Origin of the sequence: Microbacterium sp. IEGM 1404 (assembly GCF_030056775.1) — a bacterium.
In the GTDB taxonomy this organism is placed as follows: Bacteria; Actinomycetota; Actinomycetes; order Actinomycetales; family Microbacteriaceae; genus Microbacterium.
The window spans coordinates 1-14,444 of record NZ_JASHKP010000006.1; the positions used below are offsets into that span (position 1 = coordinate 1).

Annotated in this window: 20 protein-coding genes; 11 read left to right on the forward strand and 9 right to left on the reverse strand. The window is 63.8% G+C overall.

Features of this window, described 5'->3' with window-relative positions; genetic code table 11:
• Nucleotides 1–198: 198 nt before the first annotated feature.
• The 3 genes from QM517_RS17780 to QM517_RS17790 are packed head-to-tail and all read left to right on the forward strand — an operon-like array spanning nt 199 to nt 2,994.
• Nucleotides 199–795: a recombinase family protein gene (locus QM517_RS17780; RefSeq protein WP_128217851.1), complete on the forward strand. Its 597-nt coding sequence runs from the start codon at nt 199–201 to the stop codon at nt 793–795.
• Between the two features lie 7 nt (nt 796–802).
• Nucleotides 803–2,188: a Mu transposase C-terminal domain-containing protein gene (locus QM517_RS17785; protein WP_128217844.1), complete on the forward strand. Its 1,386-nt coding sequence runs from the start codon at nt 803–805 to the stop codon at nt 2,186–2,188.
• The gene (locus QM517_RS17790) at nt 2,188–2,994 is read left to right on the forward strand and encodes an AAA family ATPase (RefSeq protein ID WP_138173519.1); all 807 of its coding nucleotides are present in this window, start codon (nt 2,188–2,190) and stop codon (nt 2,992–2,994) included. The genes QM517_RS17785 and QM517_RS17790 overlap by 1 nt, the downstream gene beginning before the upstream one ends.
• A gap of 144 nt (nt 2,995–3,138) precedes the next feature.
• Here QM517_RS17790 and QM517_RS17795 read toward each other — a convergent pair whose 3' ends face one another.
• The 4 genes from QM517_RS17795 to QM517_RS17810 form a co-directional block, all read right to left on the reverse strand.
• A complete protein-coding gene (locus QM517_RS17795) occupies nt 3,139–3,738 on the reverse strand; it encodes a phosphatase PAP2 family protein (protein ID WP_283289473.1) in 600 nt (199 codons plus the stop codon).
• Between the two features lie 86 nt (nt 3,739–3,824).
• Complete coding sequence (locus tag QM517_RS17800; RefSeq protein ID WP_283289475.1) at nt 3,825–4,517, reverse strand: DedA family protein; 693 nt, start codon at nt 4,515–4,517, stop codon at nt 3,825–3,827.
• On the reverse strand, nt 4,514–5,758 hold the full coding sequence (locus QM517_RS17805) for a COG4705 family protein (RefSeq protein WP_283289477.1): 1,245 nt from the start codon (nt 5,756–5,758) through the stop codon (nt 4,514–4,516). The genes QM517_RS17800 and QM517_RS17805 overlap by 4 nt, the downstream gene beginning before the upstream one ends.
• A 129-nt stretch (nt 5,759–5,887) precedes the next feature.
• Nucleotides 5,888–6,193, reverse strand: coding sequence for a hypothetical protein (locus tag QM517_RS17810; RefSeq protein ID WP_283289479.1), 306 nt, complete (start codon nt 6,191–6,193; stop codon nt 5,888–5,890).
• Between the two features lie 226 nt (nt 6,194–6,419).
• Between QM517_RS17810 and QM517_RS17815 the strand changes: the two genes are divergently transcribed.
• Both QM517_RS17815 and QM517_RS18515 read left to right on the forward strand, forming a co-directional pair.
• The gene (locus tag QM517_RS17815; protein WP_283289481.1) at nt 6,420–7,103 is read left to right on the forward strand and encodes a response regulator transcription factor; all 684 of its coding nucleotides are present in this window, start codon (nt 6,420–6,422) and stop codon (nt 7,101–7,103) included.
• Complete coding sequence (locus QM517_RS18515) at nt 7,103–8,149, forward strand: sensor histidine kinase (RefSeq protein ID WP_303655771.1); 1,047 nt, start codon at nt 7,103–7,105, stop codon at nt 8,147–8,149. Before QM517_RS17815 ends, QM517_RS18515 begins: the two co-directional genes overlap by 1 nt.
• 165 nt (nt 8,150–8,314) lie before the next feature.
• Here the strand turns inward: QM517_RS18515 and QM517_RS17820 are convergent, their stop codons facing one another.
• Together QM517_RS17820 and QM517_RS17825 are read right to left on the reverse strand one after the other, a co-directional pair.
• Nucleotides 8,315–8,485, reverse strand: a complete 171-nt coding sequence (locus QM517_RS17820; RefSeq protein ID WP_160897575.1) for a hypothetical protein — start codon at nt 8,483–8,485, stop codon at nt 8,315–8,317.
• Between the two features lie 81 nt (nt 8,486–8,566).
• Nucleotides 8,567–8,851: a DUF7882 family protein gene (locus QM517_RS17825; protein WP_237488856.1), complete on the reverse strand. Its 285-nt coding sequence runs from the start codon at nt 8,849–8,851 to the stop codon at nt 8,567–8,569.
• Between the two features lie 235 nt (nt 8,852–9,086).
• Here QM517_RS17825 and QM517_RS17830 point away from each other — a divergent pair, with 235 nt between their 5' ends.
• The 4 genes from QM517_RS17830 (at nt 9,087) to QM517_RS17845 (ending at nt 12,151) form a co-directional block, all read left to right on the forward strand.
• Entirely contained in the window at nt 9,087–9,443 is a 357-nt protein-coding gene (locus QM517_RS17830; RefSeq protein WP_108320225.1) for a DUF7882 family protein, read from the forward strand.
• 81 nt (nt 9,444–9,524) lie between these two features.
• Nucleotides 9,525–9,836, forward strand: coding sequence for a hypothetical protein (locus QM517_RS17835; RefSeq protein WP_108320227.1), 312 nt, complete (start codon nt 9,525–9,527; stop codon nt 9,834–9,836).
• Nucleotides 9,837–10,006: 170 nt separating this feature from the next.
• Complete coding sequence (locus tag QM517_RS17840; RefSeq protein WP_283289486.1) at nt 10,007–10,696, forward strand: response regulator transcription factor; 690 nt, start codon at nt 10,007–10,009, stop codon at nt 10,694–10,696.
• Nucleotides 10,697–11,020: 324 nt separating this feature from the next.
• A complete protein-coding gene (locus QM517_RS17845; RefSeq protein WP_283289488.1) occupies nt 11,021–12,151 on the forward strand; it encodes a YihY/virulence factor BrkB family protein in 1,131 nt (376 codons plus the stop codon).
• Nucleotides 12,152–12,182: 31 nt separating this feature from the next.
• On the opposite strand, the gene QM517_RS17850 is transcribed toward QM517_RS17845, so the two are convergent.
• The 3 genes from QM517_RS17850 to QM517_RS17860 all read right to left on the reverse strand — a co-directional run bounded on the left by QM517_RS17850 (nt 12,183) and on the right by QM517_RS17860 (nt 12,984).
• Nucleotides 12,183–12,332 carry a hypothetical protein gene (locus QM517_RS17850; RefSeq protein ID WP_181373606.1) on the reverse strand — a complete coding sequence of 50 codons (150 nt, stop codon included), beginning with the start codon at nt 12,330–12,332 and terminating at the stop codon, nt 12,183–12,185.
• Between the two features lie 62 nt (nt 12,333–12,394).
• Nucleotides 12,395–12,610, reverse strand: coding sequence for a hypothetical protein (locus tag QM517_RS17855; RefSeq protein ID WP_237488855.1), 216 nt, complete (start codon nt 12,608–12,610; stop codon nt 12,395–12,397).
• A 53-nt stretch (nt 12,611–12,663) separates the two neighbouring features.
• The gene (locus QM517_RS17860; protein ID WP_108320231.1) at nt 12,664–12,984 is read right to left on the reverse strand and encodes a hypothetical protein; all 321 of its coding nucleotides are present in this window, start codon (nt 12,982–12,984) and stop codon (nt 12,664–12,666) included.
• Nucleotides 12,985–13,187: 203 nt separating this feature from the next.
• Here QM517_RS17860 and QM517_RS17865 point away from each other — a divergent pair, with 203 nt between their 5' ends.
• Nucleotides 13,188–13,721, forward strand: a complete 534-nt coding sequence (locus tag QM517_RS17865) for an RNA polymerase sigma factor (protein WP_237488854.1) — start codon at nt 13,188–13,190, stop codon at nt 13,719–13,721.
• On the forward strand, nt 13,718–14,314 hold the full coding sequence (locus QM517_RS17870; RefSeq protein WP_108319513.1) for an Asp23/Gls24 family protein: 597 nt from the start codon (nt 13,718–13,720) through the stop codon (nt 14,312–14,314). The genes QM517_RS17865 and QM517_RS17870 overlap by 4 nt, the downstream gene beginning before the upstream one ends.
• The last annotated feature ends 130 nt before the right edge of the window (nt 14,315–14,444 follow it).

Here is a 14,444-nt window from a genome sequence, read left to right on the forward strand (position 1 = left end):
TGCCGGATCCCGAAACGACGTGTTGGTTGCGCTCTCCGAACGCCTCGTTCATCTACAGCTTTTCAAGACATCGGCCCCCACCTTTCGCCCCGGTCGGCGTCAGCGTGATTCCGCGGCGCGAGTCGTCTCGGAAAGTTGTCTTGCCGTGATCTGTCTTACCCCGCTGCGTTGCTGGGTTTATTGAGGCACACTGGCGGTATGAGGCTTTTGGGATACACGCGAGTGAGCACGTCCAGTCAGGATGCGCAGCTGCAGCTCGACGCGCTCGTCTTAGCCGGCGTGCAAAAGCGCGACGTGTTCGCGGACGTCACGTCGGGAAGTCGGGCGGCGATCGAACGCCCCGGGATGAAGAAGCTTCTCGAGCATGCTGCCGAGGGCGACACGGTGGTCGTCTGGCGGGTTGACCGTCTCGGCCGTTCTCTGATCGACGTGCTGAACACGGTGAACCTGTTGCGCGGGCGGGGCGTGCACGTCCGATCCATCTCGGACGGGATCGACCCTGCGACATCGACCGGGCGGTTGATGTTGAACATGCTGGCCACCCTCGCGGAGTACGAGCGCGAACTGATCGTCGAGCGAGTCACCGCCGGGATAGCGGCCGCCCGACAAAACGGGACACGGTTCGGCCGCCCCGTGTCCGACCCCGCGGTGATTGCGGACAAACTTCAGCTGGCAAGGGAGGCGCGGGCGAAGGGACGCACCGCTGAGGACGCTGCCCGCCTGGTCGGGTGGAGCCGCGCCACTCTCTACCGTCACCAGCAAGCGGACGCTGCGCGCGGAAGCGCCGCGATGTAGGTGAGGCGTGGACGCCGAGGAGCGGTGGCGGGTGCTTCGACTTCATGTCGAAGACCAGGTTCCACTCGCGGCCCTCGCCCGCGACACCGGAATCAGCGCCCGCACACTGCAACGCTGGCACCGCCGCTACCTGGACGGCGGGATCTCCGGACTGGACCTGCAGCCCCGCATCGACGCAGGAACCCGGCGCACAGCTCCCGAGACCGTCGCGTTCATCGAACGGCTCGCGCTGACCAGACCACGGCCGAGCCTCGCGACGCTTCATCGGCTGACCGTTGCGGAAGCGACCCGGGAAGGTAGGCCGGTCCCCAGTTACGCGACGGTGCGAGAAGTCGTGCGCGGGCTTGATCCTGCGCTTGTGACGCTGGCGCTGGAGGGGCCGGCGTCGTACCGCGACCGGCACGAACTTGTCCTTCGCCGTCGTGCTGACCGGCCGAACCAAACCTGGCAGTCCGATCACACCGAGCTAGACATCCTCATCGTCGGCTCCGACGGGAAGCCGGATCGACCATGGCTGACGACGGTAATGGACGACTACTCTCGTGCGATCTGCGGATACACCGTCTTCACCGGGGCACCCTCGGCGCTGAACACGGCACTCGCGCTCCGTCAAGCGATCTGGCGAAAGACCGACCCGGCATGGGCCATGTGCGGTCTCCCCGACATCCTGCACGTCGACCACGGCTCTGACTTCACCAGCCACCATCTTGAGCGCACCGCGATCGCGTTGCACATCCGCATCATTCACTCGATCGTTGGCCGCCCTCAGGGTCGAGGCAAGATCGAACGATTCTTCGGCACGATCAACACCGAACTCCTCGCCACACTCCCCGGCCACCTCGGACCAGGCAGCCGCACCCCTACACCGTCGATGGATCTACCCGCGTTGGATCAAGCGATTGGGGCGTTCATCACCGTCTACAACGACCGACCGCACTCCGAGCTTGGAGTTTCGCCGAGGGACGCATGGGTCGCCGACGGCTGGCTTCCGCGGATGCCCGACAGTCTCGAGTACCTCGACACACTCCTCCTTACTGTGCCGAAGAACCGGATCGTGCAAAGAGACGGGATCCACTTCCAAGGCCAGCGCTACCTCGCTCCCACCCTCGCCCCGTTCGTGGGACACCCGATCACGATCCGGTACGACCCGCGCGACATCTCCGAGATCCGCGTCTACGACCACGACACCTTCATCTGCGTCGCCATCGACGAAGCCCACCCGAACCTCAGACTGAGTCTCCGCGACGTCGAAACCGCCCGACGAGCACGCCGACGCGAACTGCGCAAGATCATCAACGAGCGCATCCCGACTACCGCCGCCCGACCTGAACTCCGCCGCGCACCTCAGCCGGCGCGGCGGAACAGGCTGCGCACCTATGAAGAGGACGAGTGATGGGCCAGGCATTCATCGTGACCAAGGAGCACCGACGCTTCATCGAGTTCGCGAATGCCGTCCGGAAAGAGCGAACCATCGGCATCTGCCACGGCGACGCTGGCGTGGGAAAGACCCAATCCGCCCGTAGATACGCCAACTGGGACACTCTCGAGCCGTACATCGATGAGTGGGGACCGCGCAGCGATGCGGACGATGCGTTTTACGCTCTGGCCAACCGGTCCCGCACTGTCTTCTACACGCCAGAAGTTCTGCCTCGACCAAAGGAACTCGTCCGCGAGATCGGTCATTGGCAGATCAAGGTGGACATCTGCGTGGAGGAACACCAACGCACGATCGGTAACGTCACCGGCCAGCGCTCACACAAGAATTCCTTCGTCGAGCTGCTCATCATCGACGAAGCCGAACGGCTCACCCCGATGGCCCTTGAACTGCTCCGGGACCAGCACGACCGCACCCACCTCGCCATCATCCTGGTCGGCATGCCCGGCATCGACCAACGCTTCAGGCACTACCCGCAGCTGTACAGCCGGCTCGGGTTCTCCCACCACTATCGAGCGCTGGGACGCGACGAACTGCTCTTCGTCCTCGACAGACACTGGAAACGAATCGGACGCACCCTCGACCCTGAAGACTTCACCGACGCCCAGGCCATCGCCGCCATCGAACGAATCACGCGTGGCAACTTCCGGCTTCTCGAGCGCCTCTTCCCCCAGATCGCCCGGATACTCAAGATCAATCAACTCGAAGCCATCACCGACGACGTCGTCGAAGCCGCCGCAAGCATCCTCGTCATCGGCGACTAGACGACACCGAGCAATCAAAATCCGCCGCCACCAAGACCTGAACTCCACATCGCTCGGCTGCGGGAGGACCGTCTCATGAACGGTCGTCAGTAAGACCGCGCCGCGCGATCAACCGCGAGGTCAGCAAGACAGAAGATCCGTCGATCAGCTGCGCTTTCGATATCGCTCCAAGCGAGGAGCGATGACGTCGACCATGACCCATCGGGCGGTGGGTGCCATCGCGATTGCCCACATGATGGAGGCCAAGACATCAGTTGGGTAGTGGAGCCCGTCGCTGACGACGGCGAGACCAACGATGACGGTGGACAGCGTGCCGATGATGAGAGCGATCGACGCCCCACGGGTACCGCGCAGAAGAAACCAGAAGGCGATGGTGAGGGCTGCGATGAAAGCGGTGTGTCCGCTGGGGAAAGATCCGTCCACCTGCGCGGGCGTGAATGGGTGAACAACGGTGGGGACGTCCGGTCGAGGTCTATCCACGACAACCTTGATGGCGGCGGTGGGGAGCCACGTCAACGCAACGATCCCGCCGAAGACGATCGCTGTGCGCACGGATCGAAGAACGACCGCGATCGTGATGAGGATGAGGAGTGTGAGGAATGCGGCGGGGACGGGCTCGAGCGTGAAGTAGATGGCGTCGGCCGTTTGCCCCCATGCGCCGGTGTGAGCGCGGTTTAGGGCTTCGACGGCGGGTGCGTCGATGGGCGCCCCCCGAAGGATGAAGCCCAGAGCGGTGAGTAGCACCCCCGCGCCACCAGCGAGCCATATGACGCGGCGACCGCGTCGCGTGGGCGTGAGAAGGGCGCTCCCAGCGGGGTGCGTTTGAACCCTCATGTGTTGGCCTCATTTGTTCCGGCACCGTCTGGTGTGGGCCGATTGCGGCGGTTGGCGTTCCATCTGCGGATGACGGCGATGATGACGGGTAGGACGGATACGAGGACGACGACGATCATGAGTACGTCGATGTTGTTGACGACGAACGGGATGCCGCCGAGAGCGAGACCGATGGCTGTCATGCCGACCACCCAGAGGGTTGCCCCGGTGGTGTTCCAGAGGAGGAATCGCCGGTAGGGCATGTGAGCGGTTCCGGCGGCGACGGGGATGTAGGTGCGCACAATGGGGACGAAGCGTCCGAGGACGAGGGATGCGCCGCCGTATTTGTGGAAGAAGTTTTCTGCGTCGTGGAGGCGTTCCGGACGCAGAACGCGGGCGCCGTCTTTGAACATGCGTCGCCCGAAGCGTCTGCCGAGCCAGTAGCCCGTCTGATCCCCCAGGATCGCTGCAGGTATTCCGACGAGGAGAACTTGCCAGGGTTGGATGCCGAGGGGGCCGGCGAGGACTGCTGCGGTGACCAGAAGAGAGTCACCGGGCAGGAAGGGGAACACGACGCCCGATTCGATGAAGATGATGAGCGCTATGCCGACGAGAACCCAGGGTCCGAAGGCGTGGAGGATGGCTGTCGCGTCGGGGAGGAAGCTCGCTGTCGGGATGTGGAGGGCGGCATTCACAGGAGAGATCATCATGAGGAAAGGGTGTTGAGAAGGGTGCTGAGGGCGCTTGTCTCGGCTGTGGGGTCCGGGGTGGAGGCGCGCACGGATTTGAGAACGGCGTCAATTTGGCCGTCGAGGATGGTCCACCCGGTACCGTCCAGCGGTTGAAGGGTGGGCTGATCCTCATCCCATGCCGTCTCTAGGTCGGTGATGCGGGTTCGCGCACCTGCGGTATCGCCGGCCAGGACGAGACCCAGGGTGTCTTCGACGATGGAGCGGTAGTTTGCGACGTTACCGTTGGGGAAGTTGAGGGTGGCTGACTCTCCGGGCGCGAGGGTGACGGCTGTGTTGGGGCCCTCCTCGCTGGCCGCAGCCGTACTGTGAGGCTGTGCGTGCGCCCAGACGAGGACGGCGGCGGCGATGGCAGCGACCGCGGAGAAGTAGATGAGCGTGCCGCGACGGCGGCGAGGTGTTGTCTGTGGCCGGCGGGTCTGGGCGTTCTCCGTGGCATCCGTTCGGGTGATGGTGAGGTACACCACGGTGGCGAGGATGGCGCCGAGGAAGAAGATGCTCGTGGGCCCGACACCGATTCCCAGGCCTCCGTCGCTGACAGGGAAGCTCATCCAGTCGCCCAGATTCGCGCCAAGCGGGCGGGTGAGGATGTATGCCAGCCAGAAGGCGAGGACCGGGTTGCCTCCCATGCGCCAGCCAGCGATGACTGCGACGAGAAGGCCGGCGGGGAGAAGGACGGATACTCCTGGGCTCCAACCGGTTAGCTCGAGGATCCCGTCTCCCGCGGCGGTTCCGAGAGCAAACGTCACGAGAATGGCGAGCCAGTAGAAGAGTTCGCGGCGGGTGGTGGTGATGCTGTGGATGGATAGGGTGCGCTGACTGGCCCACCATGCGCCGAACACCGCAGCCAGGACGATGGCAAAAACCAAGGTGCTGACACCGAGAGGGACCGCCAGGTCGTCGGTAAGGATATCCGTGTAGAGGGTGCCGGTGACGCTCACGACCACTACGGTCAGCCAGTAGACAAAGGGCACGTAGCGCCGCAACGCCAGCTGCCAGGAGAGGACTGCGGCGAGAACCACCGTGAAGATCACGGAAGTTGCTTCTAGTCCCACCCCGAGGGTGGTGTTGATCCAGTCGGCGAAGCTTTCTCCGACCGTGGTGCAGAGGATCTTGATGATCCAGAACCACAAAGTGATCTCGGGCACCTTGCTCAGCATGACCCGGACGGGTGCGGCTTCAGTCGCGGATGAGGTCGTCATACGCGGGACGCTAGGGACCGCGTTCTAAGAATCGACTCAGAAGTTGCGCTCGCTCGTGCGAGCAGGAAGAGGCGAGCGGACACAGATCACGTGTGGGCGGCTGGTGGCCACCCACACGTGATCAGGTGATCAGTTCGCCGGGGTGGCGGCGACGTCGTCGGCGGTCTCGCCGTCGTTCGTGCCGTCCTCGACACCCTGATCGTCGGCGGTCTCGCCGTCGTTCGTGCCGTCCTCGACACCCTGATCGTCGGCGGTCTCGCCGTCGTTCGTACCGTCCTCGACGGCGGGATTGGAGGATGCGGGTGCGGGCGAGACCACCGATGTGGTGGCGGCCGATGCGGGCAGGGCCATGGCGGCGACCCCTCCTGCGCTGAACAGGACGAGCGTTGCGACGCCGAGTCCGGCGCCCAGCCCCTTGCGTTTGACAGTGCTCATGTCGTTCCTTTCTGCGACTCTCGGTGAGTCCTGAAGAGATGGTCCCTGGCGGCCTCTAAGAAACCGCAAAGGCTCAGAACTGCCCCACACGCGGCGCTTCTGTGTGATTTCTTAGAGCGCACGAGGCAGGCTCGACCGAGCCGATGACCGTACTTGGGTTGACGTCCCACGCTCGCGGAGAGCCAGAGTGCGACGCGATTGAGTGCGCTGACGAGGGAGAGACAGAATGGCCGACACGGTAGCGGCAGCGCCGACACGACCCCGCCTTCTGCTGATCGAAGATGATCCCCAACTCGGCCCTTTGATGGCGCAGGTCCTTGACGAGGTGTACGACGTGACGCTCTGTGCAGATGGCGGCGAAGCATTCGATATCGCCATGGAACAGTCATTCGATGCGATGGTGGTCGATCGCCGGCTGCCCACTGTCGACGGGCTCACCCTCGTTGAGTCCCTCCGCAGAGCAGGGTCACAGGTGCCGATGCTCATCCTCACGGCCATGGGAACCGTACAGGACAAAGTCAGAGGACTGGACGCCGGAGCCGCTGACTACCTGGTTAAGCCGTTCGAGTTCGACGAATTGTTCGCCCGGCTCCGCGCCATCAGGCGCGTCACCAACGGAGAAGGCCCGTTCGTTCGCATCGGCGAATGGGAGTTCTATCCGGACTCACGCGCGGTCTACTCGCCGTACGACGGCCGCACCATCCTTACGGAACGGGAAAGTGCGCTCCTGCGAATATTAGCAACAAACCCGCAGCAAACCTTCACTCGCGCTGCAATCCTTCGAGCCGTGTTCTCTTCCGACGACACTCCGGGGACCGTCGACACGTACGTGCATTATCTGCGGAAGAAGACCGAGCCAAGCATCGTCCAAACAATCCACGGCCGCGGCTACCGGCTGGGCCTGGTGTGATGATCAGACGACGCCCCGCGCAAGACCCAGACGCGCAGCTCATCCGCTCCGCCGCGCGACGGGTCGCCCTCACCATCTCTCTGGCAGTTTCCGCACTCGTCGTTGCCGTCCTAATCGCAGCATTCGCCGTTGTCTTCACCCAGATCCCCCTGCCCGACCTGCTCAACCCGCAGCAGAAAGAAACAGTCGTGGATATTCAGGGTCTCGACATCATCGTGGGTGGAGTCAGCATCGGTCTCATCGCGATCGCCCTCGCCGGCCTCTTGGGATGGCTCGTCACGCGCCGGGCAGTCCGGCCTTTGGTGGATGCCCTCAGACGACAGAGGCAATTCGTTGCCGACGCTTCACATGAACTTCGAACGCCGCTGGCTGTATTGGATGCACGTATCCAATTGCTGCAACGCAGCTCGCGCGCATCAGATCCCCACCAGGAACTCGTGACACAACTCCGCCACGACACCCTATCCGTCATCGGAGTCGTCTCTGACCTCCTGCACGCGGCCGAAGTCCCCACAGAATCAGAGGCAGAACCAACCCCCGTGGCAACATGCGTCGCATCAGCGATATCGGCCATGTCCATCCTCGCGCGCGAACGACGCGTGCGCTTGATGGGCGCCCACATCGCACCCGACTTGTCTGCCTCGATCCCTCACACAAGCCTGCGGCGAAGCCTCATCGCCCTTCTCGACAATGCGATCAAACACTCCCCGGTGGGAACAGTCGTCACCGTAAGGGCGAGCCAGGTGGGCCGTCGGGTTCATATCAGTGTGACCGATCAGGGTCCCGGTATCCGAGGCATCGAACCGAGTCGTGTCTTCGACAGATTCGCTCGGTCCGCGGATGCCGTTGATGGCGGTGGCTCATCAAGAACCGGGTTTGGAATTGGATTGTCGCTCGTACAGGACACGGTGAGCCGCTACGGCGGGTTGGCGCGAGTGTCGTCATCGACCAACGAGGGAACCACGATGACGCTCATAATCCCAATGCCTCGGCGATTGAGGTACCGCCCTTCCCTTCGTGTGGCTGGCCCACCTGCGGCGCGATAAGGGCGACATTTATCGCCGCAGTTCACACGGCGCCTCGTCGATGGGCTCGCACGTGGTGCGAAACCGATCGGAATCGCACCAATGAGGAAACCTACAAGGCGCAACAGATCATCGAGAGGGTGCATTCGGACCCGTCTCCTATTTCGACGCGGGGATGGCGCCGGCTTAGCGCCCATCGATTGAGCGGACGGCCACGTGTATTTCGGTCCAGAGTTTGAACTCGGCGGTGTCGTAGCGTCCTTGCCGGTCGACGGCTGCCCATGCGTCGAGGCTTTCGAGGGGGACGCCGGCGAGGCGGGCTGCCGCAGGATGGCTGATGCGGTGGGGCTTCGTCACGGCGTCACGCTAACGCGGACGCCGGGGAGACAGAACGGATCGGTCCGAGATTCACCCGCCACATCACCTGTGGCGATGCCGTTACAGACGGTTCGAGAGGGTGAGCCCGTCGGCGCTACTCGCGTCGTGCATCATCTTGTCGATCAACTCACGGTCGAGCTGCGGTGCGCGGCCGCCGTAGAACTGCATGAGCAGGGCCCGTGTGGGGCTGATCCAGATGGAGGAGCGGCCGCCGCCGGTGGTGGGCATCTGGAGCATGAAGCCTTCACGGCGGCGGAGCTTGTTCATCATGACGACGCGGAGGTGCGCGAGGATACGGTCGTCGATGTCGTAGCTGGAGTCTTGCGTGTAGATCAGTCGTCCCACGGGGCGAGCGTGTCCTTCATCTCGTTCGAGGCTGGGCCATCGCGAAATCGCCCGGCCGCTCCGAATTATCGCACCCGCGATGTTGCTCACATTTGCACAACAGCCCGGGAAGGTTTTCGCAAGGGTCCAGGGGTGAACGTGTCGTCTGAGACGCTGACACGGACGTCGTTCCTCCGGCGTGTGGGACCTCTCGCCATGATGGTCGCGCCGGGGGTCCCGATGTTGGAGGTTTCCGATGGGGAGATTCACGTACGACTCGAGTGTCAGTGCCGACTTCGATGACCGGGAGCTCGCTCACCTGCAGGCGGTCATCGTGGCGAAGATCCGCCGCGGGGAGCGGTTCACCTTCACATGGAAGATCGACATCAGCCTCGGCGGTGGCCGGACAAGCGTCTACCTGTACCCCGGAGTCAAGCTGGCGTTTAGATACGAGGGTGGCCACACACCGCAGCTCAACCCGTCCTGGCTGCGGATGCTGACCGACGCCGCCAACTCGCCACAGGGACTTCACGTGCTTGATGAGCCGGCCGGGCGCACTCCGGACCAACTCGCGCGCGACGCCGACCGACGGAATCACCCGGTAGAGGCGTGACAACAGTCGCAGTGTGCAACGCGCTTTCCGATGGTGCAACCCCGATGCCGGTGAGACCTAGCGACATCTACGTTGTACCGCATGACTCAGAGCATCGAACGGGTTCAGCTGACCGTGAATGGTGCCACCCATGCTCTCGCGCCGTTGGAGAGCGTCGGGGATATCGAGGCTCAGGTTCTCGGCGCCACGCGCGCCGGCGGTGGCTTCATCACGGTCACGCTGGACGGGGGCGAACGTCTCAGCATCTTCGTGTCGGCGGCGGCAAGTTCGATCACCATCGCTTCCTCCACAGTGCGCCTTGATAGCGGCCTCGCCGACGGCGGCGGCGACGGGTGGCGCAACCATTCTGGGCAGGTGTTCGACGATGAGGAGTCGCCTTACGACATCATCTGACCGTCACGACGGCACGTAACCGATCGGTTCCGCTTCGAATAATCCGGGGCGCAAAGCGGTAGCAGTGCAGACCTCGCGCCGCTTGAAGCCAGCATTACGACCGCCCGACACTCATATGCTTCGTCTGTGACGTATCTGGCAGAAAGCCCCGGCACCGTCGTGGTTGCGAAATGACGCGCGTGCTCGTCACCGACGACGAGCAGATGCTCACCGACCTGCTGTCGATGGCACTGCGCATGGAGGGCTGGGAAGTGCGCACCGCCGGCTCCGGCTTCAACGCCCTGCAGGCCGCCCGCGACTTCGAACCTGACGCCCTCGTGCTCGACGTCATGATGCCCGACCTCGACGGCATGGCGGTCCTGCAGCGACTGCGGCACTCGGGCAACGACGTCCCCGTGCTCTTCCTCACCGCGAAGGACTCCGTGGCCGACCGTGTCGCCGGCCTCACCGCCGGCGGCGACGACTACGTCACCAAGCCCTTCAGCCTCGAGGAGGTCGTCGCACGCCTCCGCGGGCTCATGCGACGCGCGGGCACCGCCCTCACCCGCGACTCCGAGCCCATCCTGCGCGTCGGCGACCTCTCGCTGAACGAGGACAGCCACGAAGTCGTGCGCGGCGACCGCGAGATCCAGCTGACGGCGACGGAGTTCGAGCTGCTGCGCTTCCTCATGCGCAACCAACGCCGCGTGGTGTCGAAGGCGCAGATCCTCGACCGCGTCTGGAACTACGAATTCGGCGGAAGCTCCAACGTCGTCGAGCTCTACATCCATCACCTGCGCAGGAAGACCAACGCCGGCCAGGAGCCGCTCATTCGCACCGTTCGCGGCGCCGGCTACGTGATGGAAGCGCCAAGGAAATAAGGGAGGCTAGGCCGATGCTCGGGCAAAGGGAGCCCGCCAAACTCGGGCCGCCCGCACGGCGGAACACCTCCCTATCGCTTATGGCCGACCCCTACACCCCGGCATCAACGGCGTCATTTCCGCCAGATTCTCCGTACTGGCTACTCGCGACGCGAGGCAAATCAGCTCGTAGACGCTGCGCGTTCGCGAACCGACCTCGAGGACTCTTGAGCCCACGGGACGCGGTGCCTGTGGGCAGGCAAGCCCCTGCAGTGGGGGCACCTGATGTCGGACACTGAAATGCGCCCGCACACGCGCGGTGTGCTCTGAACCCTCGGGACGGACATGCTGAAGCAAAAACCAGGCAATAAGACCAGCGCGGATGCGCCGCACCCGGACGCTGACGAGAAGCCAGACTCTCCCACCGAGCTGACGAAGCGGTCATGGAAGTACGTGCTGCGAAAGACAGTGCGGGAATTCTCCGCTGACCAGTGCACAGACGCCGCCGCGGGCCTGGTGTACTACGCCGTCCTCGCACAATTTCCGGCGCTGATTGCGATCTTCTCCGTACTGGGTGTCGTTGGCCAAGGCGACGCCGCCGCCAACGCCATCATCGGCATCATCCAAGACGTCGCCCCCAACGCCGCTGACACGCTCCGCGAACCGATCGAGCAGATCGCGTCATCTCGAGGCGCCGGTATCGCACTCGTCACCGGTATCGCCCTCGCCCTCTGGTCAGCATCCGGATACGTGGGCGCTTTCAGCCGTGCAATGAACCGCATCTACGAAATCGACGAAGGACGCCCCTTCTGGAAGCTGCGCCCGATGCAGCTGCTGGTCACCGTCATTGCCGTGGTAGCGCTTGTCCTCGTCGCGCTCGGTCTCGTCATCTCGGGTGATGTCACTACCGCTATCGGCAACGCCCTTGGCCTCGGTCAGGGCGTGCAAATCGCATGGGACATCGCGAAATGGCCGGTCATGCTCTTCGTCATCGTGTTCCTCGTCGCGGTGCTGTACTACGCCACCCCCAACGCCAAACAGCCGAAGTTCCGCTGGATCAGCCTCGGCGCCATCATCGCCATCGCTGCCCTCGCTATAGCGACCGCCGGCTTCGGGATCTACGTCGCCAACTTCTCCAACTACGACCGCACCTACGGCTCGCTCGCCGGGGTCATCATCTTCCTGCTCTGGCTGTGGATCGCGAACCTCGCCCTCCTGTTCGGCGCCGAGTTCGACGCCGAACTCGAACGCGGCCGCCAGTTGCAAGGCGGCATCGCCGCCGAAGAAGACATTCAGCTGCCCGCCCGCGACACCCGAAAGAGCAAAAAACAGGCCGAGAAAGAGCGCAGCGACGTCAAAGAAGGCCGCCAAATCCGGCTCGAAGAAGCAGCCGACGGTCCTGACGCGCCCTCCCCACCAAAGCCGTCAACGCCACGCCCACACCCCCGGCGAAAGTGGTGGCAGCTACGCCGATAACACACCCTCAGACGCTCCCGTTGGCGCAGCCTCAAATGACCCCCATGTCGTGCAGGTGTTGCGCGACACGTTCGTAGTCGACGACGTCGACGGCTCGGCCCGTGAGGCGGGTCACGGTGCCGAGCAGCATCATCCGTTCGTTCGTAAGGGTGAAGTGATGCGCGCACAGCTCGACGAGCACGGGCCCCACACCGGGGACATCGAACTTCTCCGTGCTCGTCGAGCTGTCAGCGCAGCGTACAGTCAGTGCGCGTCCTCATCCTCTTCCGGGTTGAAGTTGGAGGCGGTGCCGGTGTGCCCGGCGGCGACACCGTTAGGGTCGCTCGGAATGGTTCCGTCTTCACCGAGCCCGCCGGGCTTGGAGGTGGTGTCGGTCTCGGTTGAGACTTCGACGTCTGCGCCTTCGTAGGAGTCTTCGTCGGCGGACAGCTGCGCGTCGTCGTTGGTGGGAGTGGACATGGGTTGCTCCTTCGTTATGGGTGTGACTGAGGTCGATAGGTGGTCTGGAGTTGTTAGAGGCGGCGTAGCAGTGTGACGAGGGCCACGAGTCCGATCGCGACGGCGCCGGCCGTGATGAGTGCCTTCTTCGGGTCCCGCTGGTAGGTGGCGCGCGCTCCCTCCACGGCGTTCACTGCAGACTGCAGGGTCGTGTCGATGGCGGATTCGGCCTGCTGTTTCGCCTCGTCGATCTCGACGGAGACATGGTCAGCGACGTGACTGCCGGAACGAGCGGTGCCGTCGCTGCCGTTCGTGGAGGCGTGTTGCAGCGCGTCGGTGGCGTCTTCGAAGCGGTCTTTCGCCGCCGCAGCAGCGTCGTTGTCGGAGGTGGTCACAGCTGGTGGTCCTTCCACGAGTGGATCGAGGGCTTGGACGGGCAAGCAGCACTTAGCCGGTCGACTTACGGTATAAATTCACTCGCTGCATGTGCAGCGGCACCGTCACACACATGAGCGCGGACACGGTGCGATCGTCACAAAAAAGGTAAGCGGAGTCCATGCCCCCAACCACGACCAGCGGTTCTCCGTCCAATCAAGGATTGGCCGCCGCAGCCGACGACTTGCTTGTCCAGCGAGCAGTCGACGGGGACGTGGCCGCTTTTCGCACCCTCATCACCCGACACGCACCCATCATGCGCGCCTACATCGCTCGCATCGTCAGCAGCTACACCGACGCCGACGACATCCTCCAAGACACCTACGTCGTCGCCTGGAAGAAACTGCCCACCCTGCGTGACCCGAGCCAAGCCAAGCCATGGATGATGCGTATCGCCACGAGACGCGCATTCGCCCACCTCAAAAAACGCCCCCCGGAAACAGTCTTCCCGGCCGACCATGCAGCCACCGGACACGACCCGGAGGAGACGACAATACGCAACGCGCAACTGCGCGAACTCTCCAAAGCGTTGGACGCCTTGCCCGAGGATCAGCGGCAATGCTGGCTCCTTCGCGAAGTGGCGGGACTGAGCTACCAAGACATTGCCGATGCAATGGGGGTCACCACCGGCCAAGCACGCGGCAAACTCGCACGAGCACGAGTGAACATCACAGTCCGAATGGAGGGATGGCGATGACCGACACCAACTCCGACCGCACCGTCCTGGACTGCGGCAAAACCCTCGACGAGCTCAGCACCTACCTCGCCCACGACCGCACCCCCTACGACCCCGCCATCGAGGAGTGCCCGGAGTGCGTCAACGCGCTGCGCGCTCTCGAGCGTGTCTCCCACCTCTCCCGCGATCTGATCGCACACGACGCCGATACCGTGCCTGCTCCTCCCCCGTCCTGGCTGAACGACATCATCAACAACATCGGCGCCGAGCTTCGGGCCGGACGCGACCTCCCCCTGCACCACCCCGACCCCTTGGTGAGCCTCAGCATCACCGAAGGAGCCGTACGTGCCCTCATCCGTGACGTCAGCGACACCATCCCCGGCATCCTGGTCGGAGCATGTCGAATCACCGGTGAAGCCGACACACCACACGCCCCCGTACATGTCAACATCACCGTCAGCATCGCCACACACACGCCGATGCCACCACTGCTCACCCAGCTCCGCGAACAGGTAATGAAGGTCCTTCACGAACACACCGAGCTGCACATCGACGCCCTCAACATCACTGTCGAAAACATCCACGACGCGGCTGCAGGAGACGACGCCAGATGAGTAGCGAACAACCCACCCCCTCTCCGCAGCCGGAGGACCTGACCACCCTCGTCCTCAGCGTTCCGGGAGTTACCGCCGTGTACCCCTCAGCGCCCACACCAACACGAATCGCACGAGCGATCGCTGCCAC

Excerpts from the sequence above, each read along its gene's own strand:
- QM517_RS17780 (WP_128217851.1), top strand. The coding sequence starts at position 199 with ATGAGGCTTTTGGGATACACGCGAGTGAGCACGTCCAGTCAGGATGCG.
- QM517_RS17790 (WP_138173519.1), top strand. The coding sequence starts at position 2,188 with ATGGGCCAGGCATTCATCGTGACCAAGGAGCACCGACGCTTCATCGAG.
- QM517_RS17800 (WP_283289475.1), bottom strand. The coding sequence starts at position 4,517 with ATGATGATCTCTCCTGTGAATGCCGCCCTCCACATCCCGACAGCGAGC.
- QM517_RS17805 (WP_283289477.1), bottom strand. The coding sequence starts at position 5,758 with ATGACGACCTCATCCGCGACTGAAGCCGCACCCGTCCGGGTCATGCTG.
- QM517_RS17810 (WP_283289479.1), bottom strand. The coding sequence starts at position 6,193 with ATGAGCACTGTCAAACGCAAGGGGCTGGGCGCCGGACTCGGCGTCGCA.
- QM517_RS17815 (WP_283289481.1), top strand. The coding sequence starts at position 6,420 with ATGGCCGACACGGTAGCGGCAGCGCCGACACGACCCCGCCTTCTGCTG.
- QM517_RS18515 (WP_303655771.1), top strand. The coding sequence starts at position 7,103 with ATGATCAGACGACGCCCCGCGCAAGACCCAGACGCGCAGCTCATCCGC.
- QM517_RS17830 (WP_108320225.1), top strand. The coding sequence starts at position 9,087 with ATGGGGAGATTCACGTACGACTCGAGTGTCAGTGCCGACTTCGATGAC.
- QM517_RS17835 (WP_108320227.1), top strand. The coding sequence starts at position 9,525 with ATGACTCAGAGCATCGAACGGGTTCAGCTGACCGTGAATGGTGCCACC.
- QM517_RS17840 (WP_283289486.1), top strand. The coding sequence starts at position 10,007 with ATGACGCGCGTGCTCGTCACCGACGACGAGCAGATGCTCACCGACCTG.
- QM517_RS17845 (WP_283289488.1), top strand. The coding sequence starts at position 11,021 with ATGCTGAAGCAAAAACCAGGCAATAAGACCAGCGCGGATGCGCCGCAC.
- QM517_RS17855 (WP_237488855.1), bottom strand. The coding sequence starts at position 12,610 with ATGTCCACTCCCACCAACGACGACGCGCAGCTGTCCGCCGACGAAGAC.
- QM517_RS17870 (WP_108319513.1), top strand. The coding sequence starts at position 13,718 with ATGACCGACACCAACTCCGACCGCACCGTCCTGGACTGCGGCAAAACC.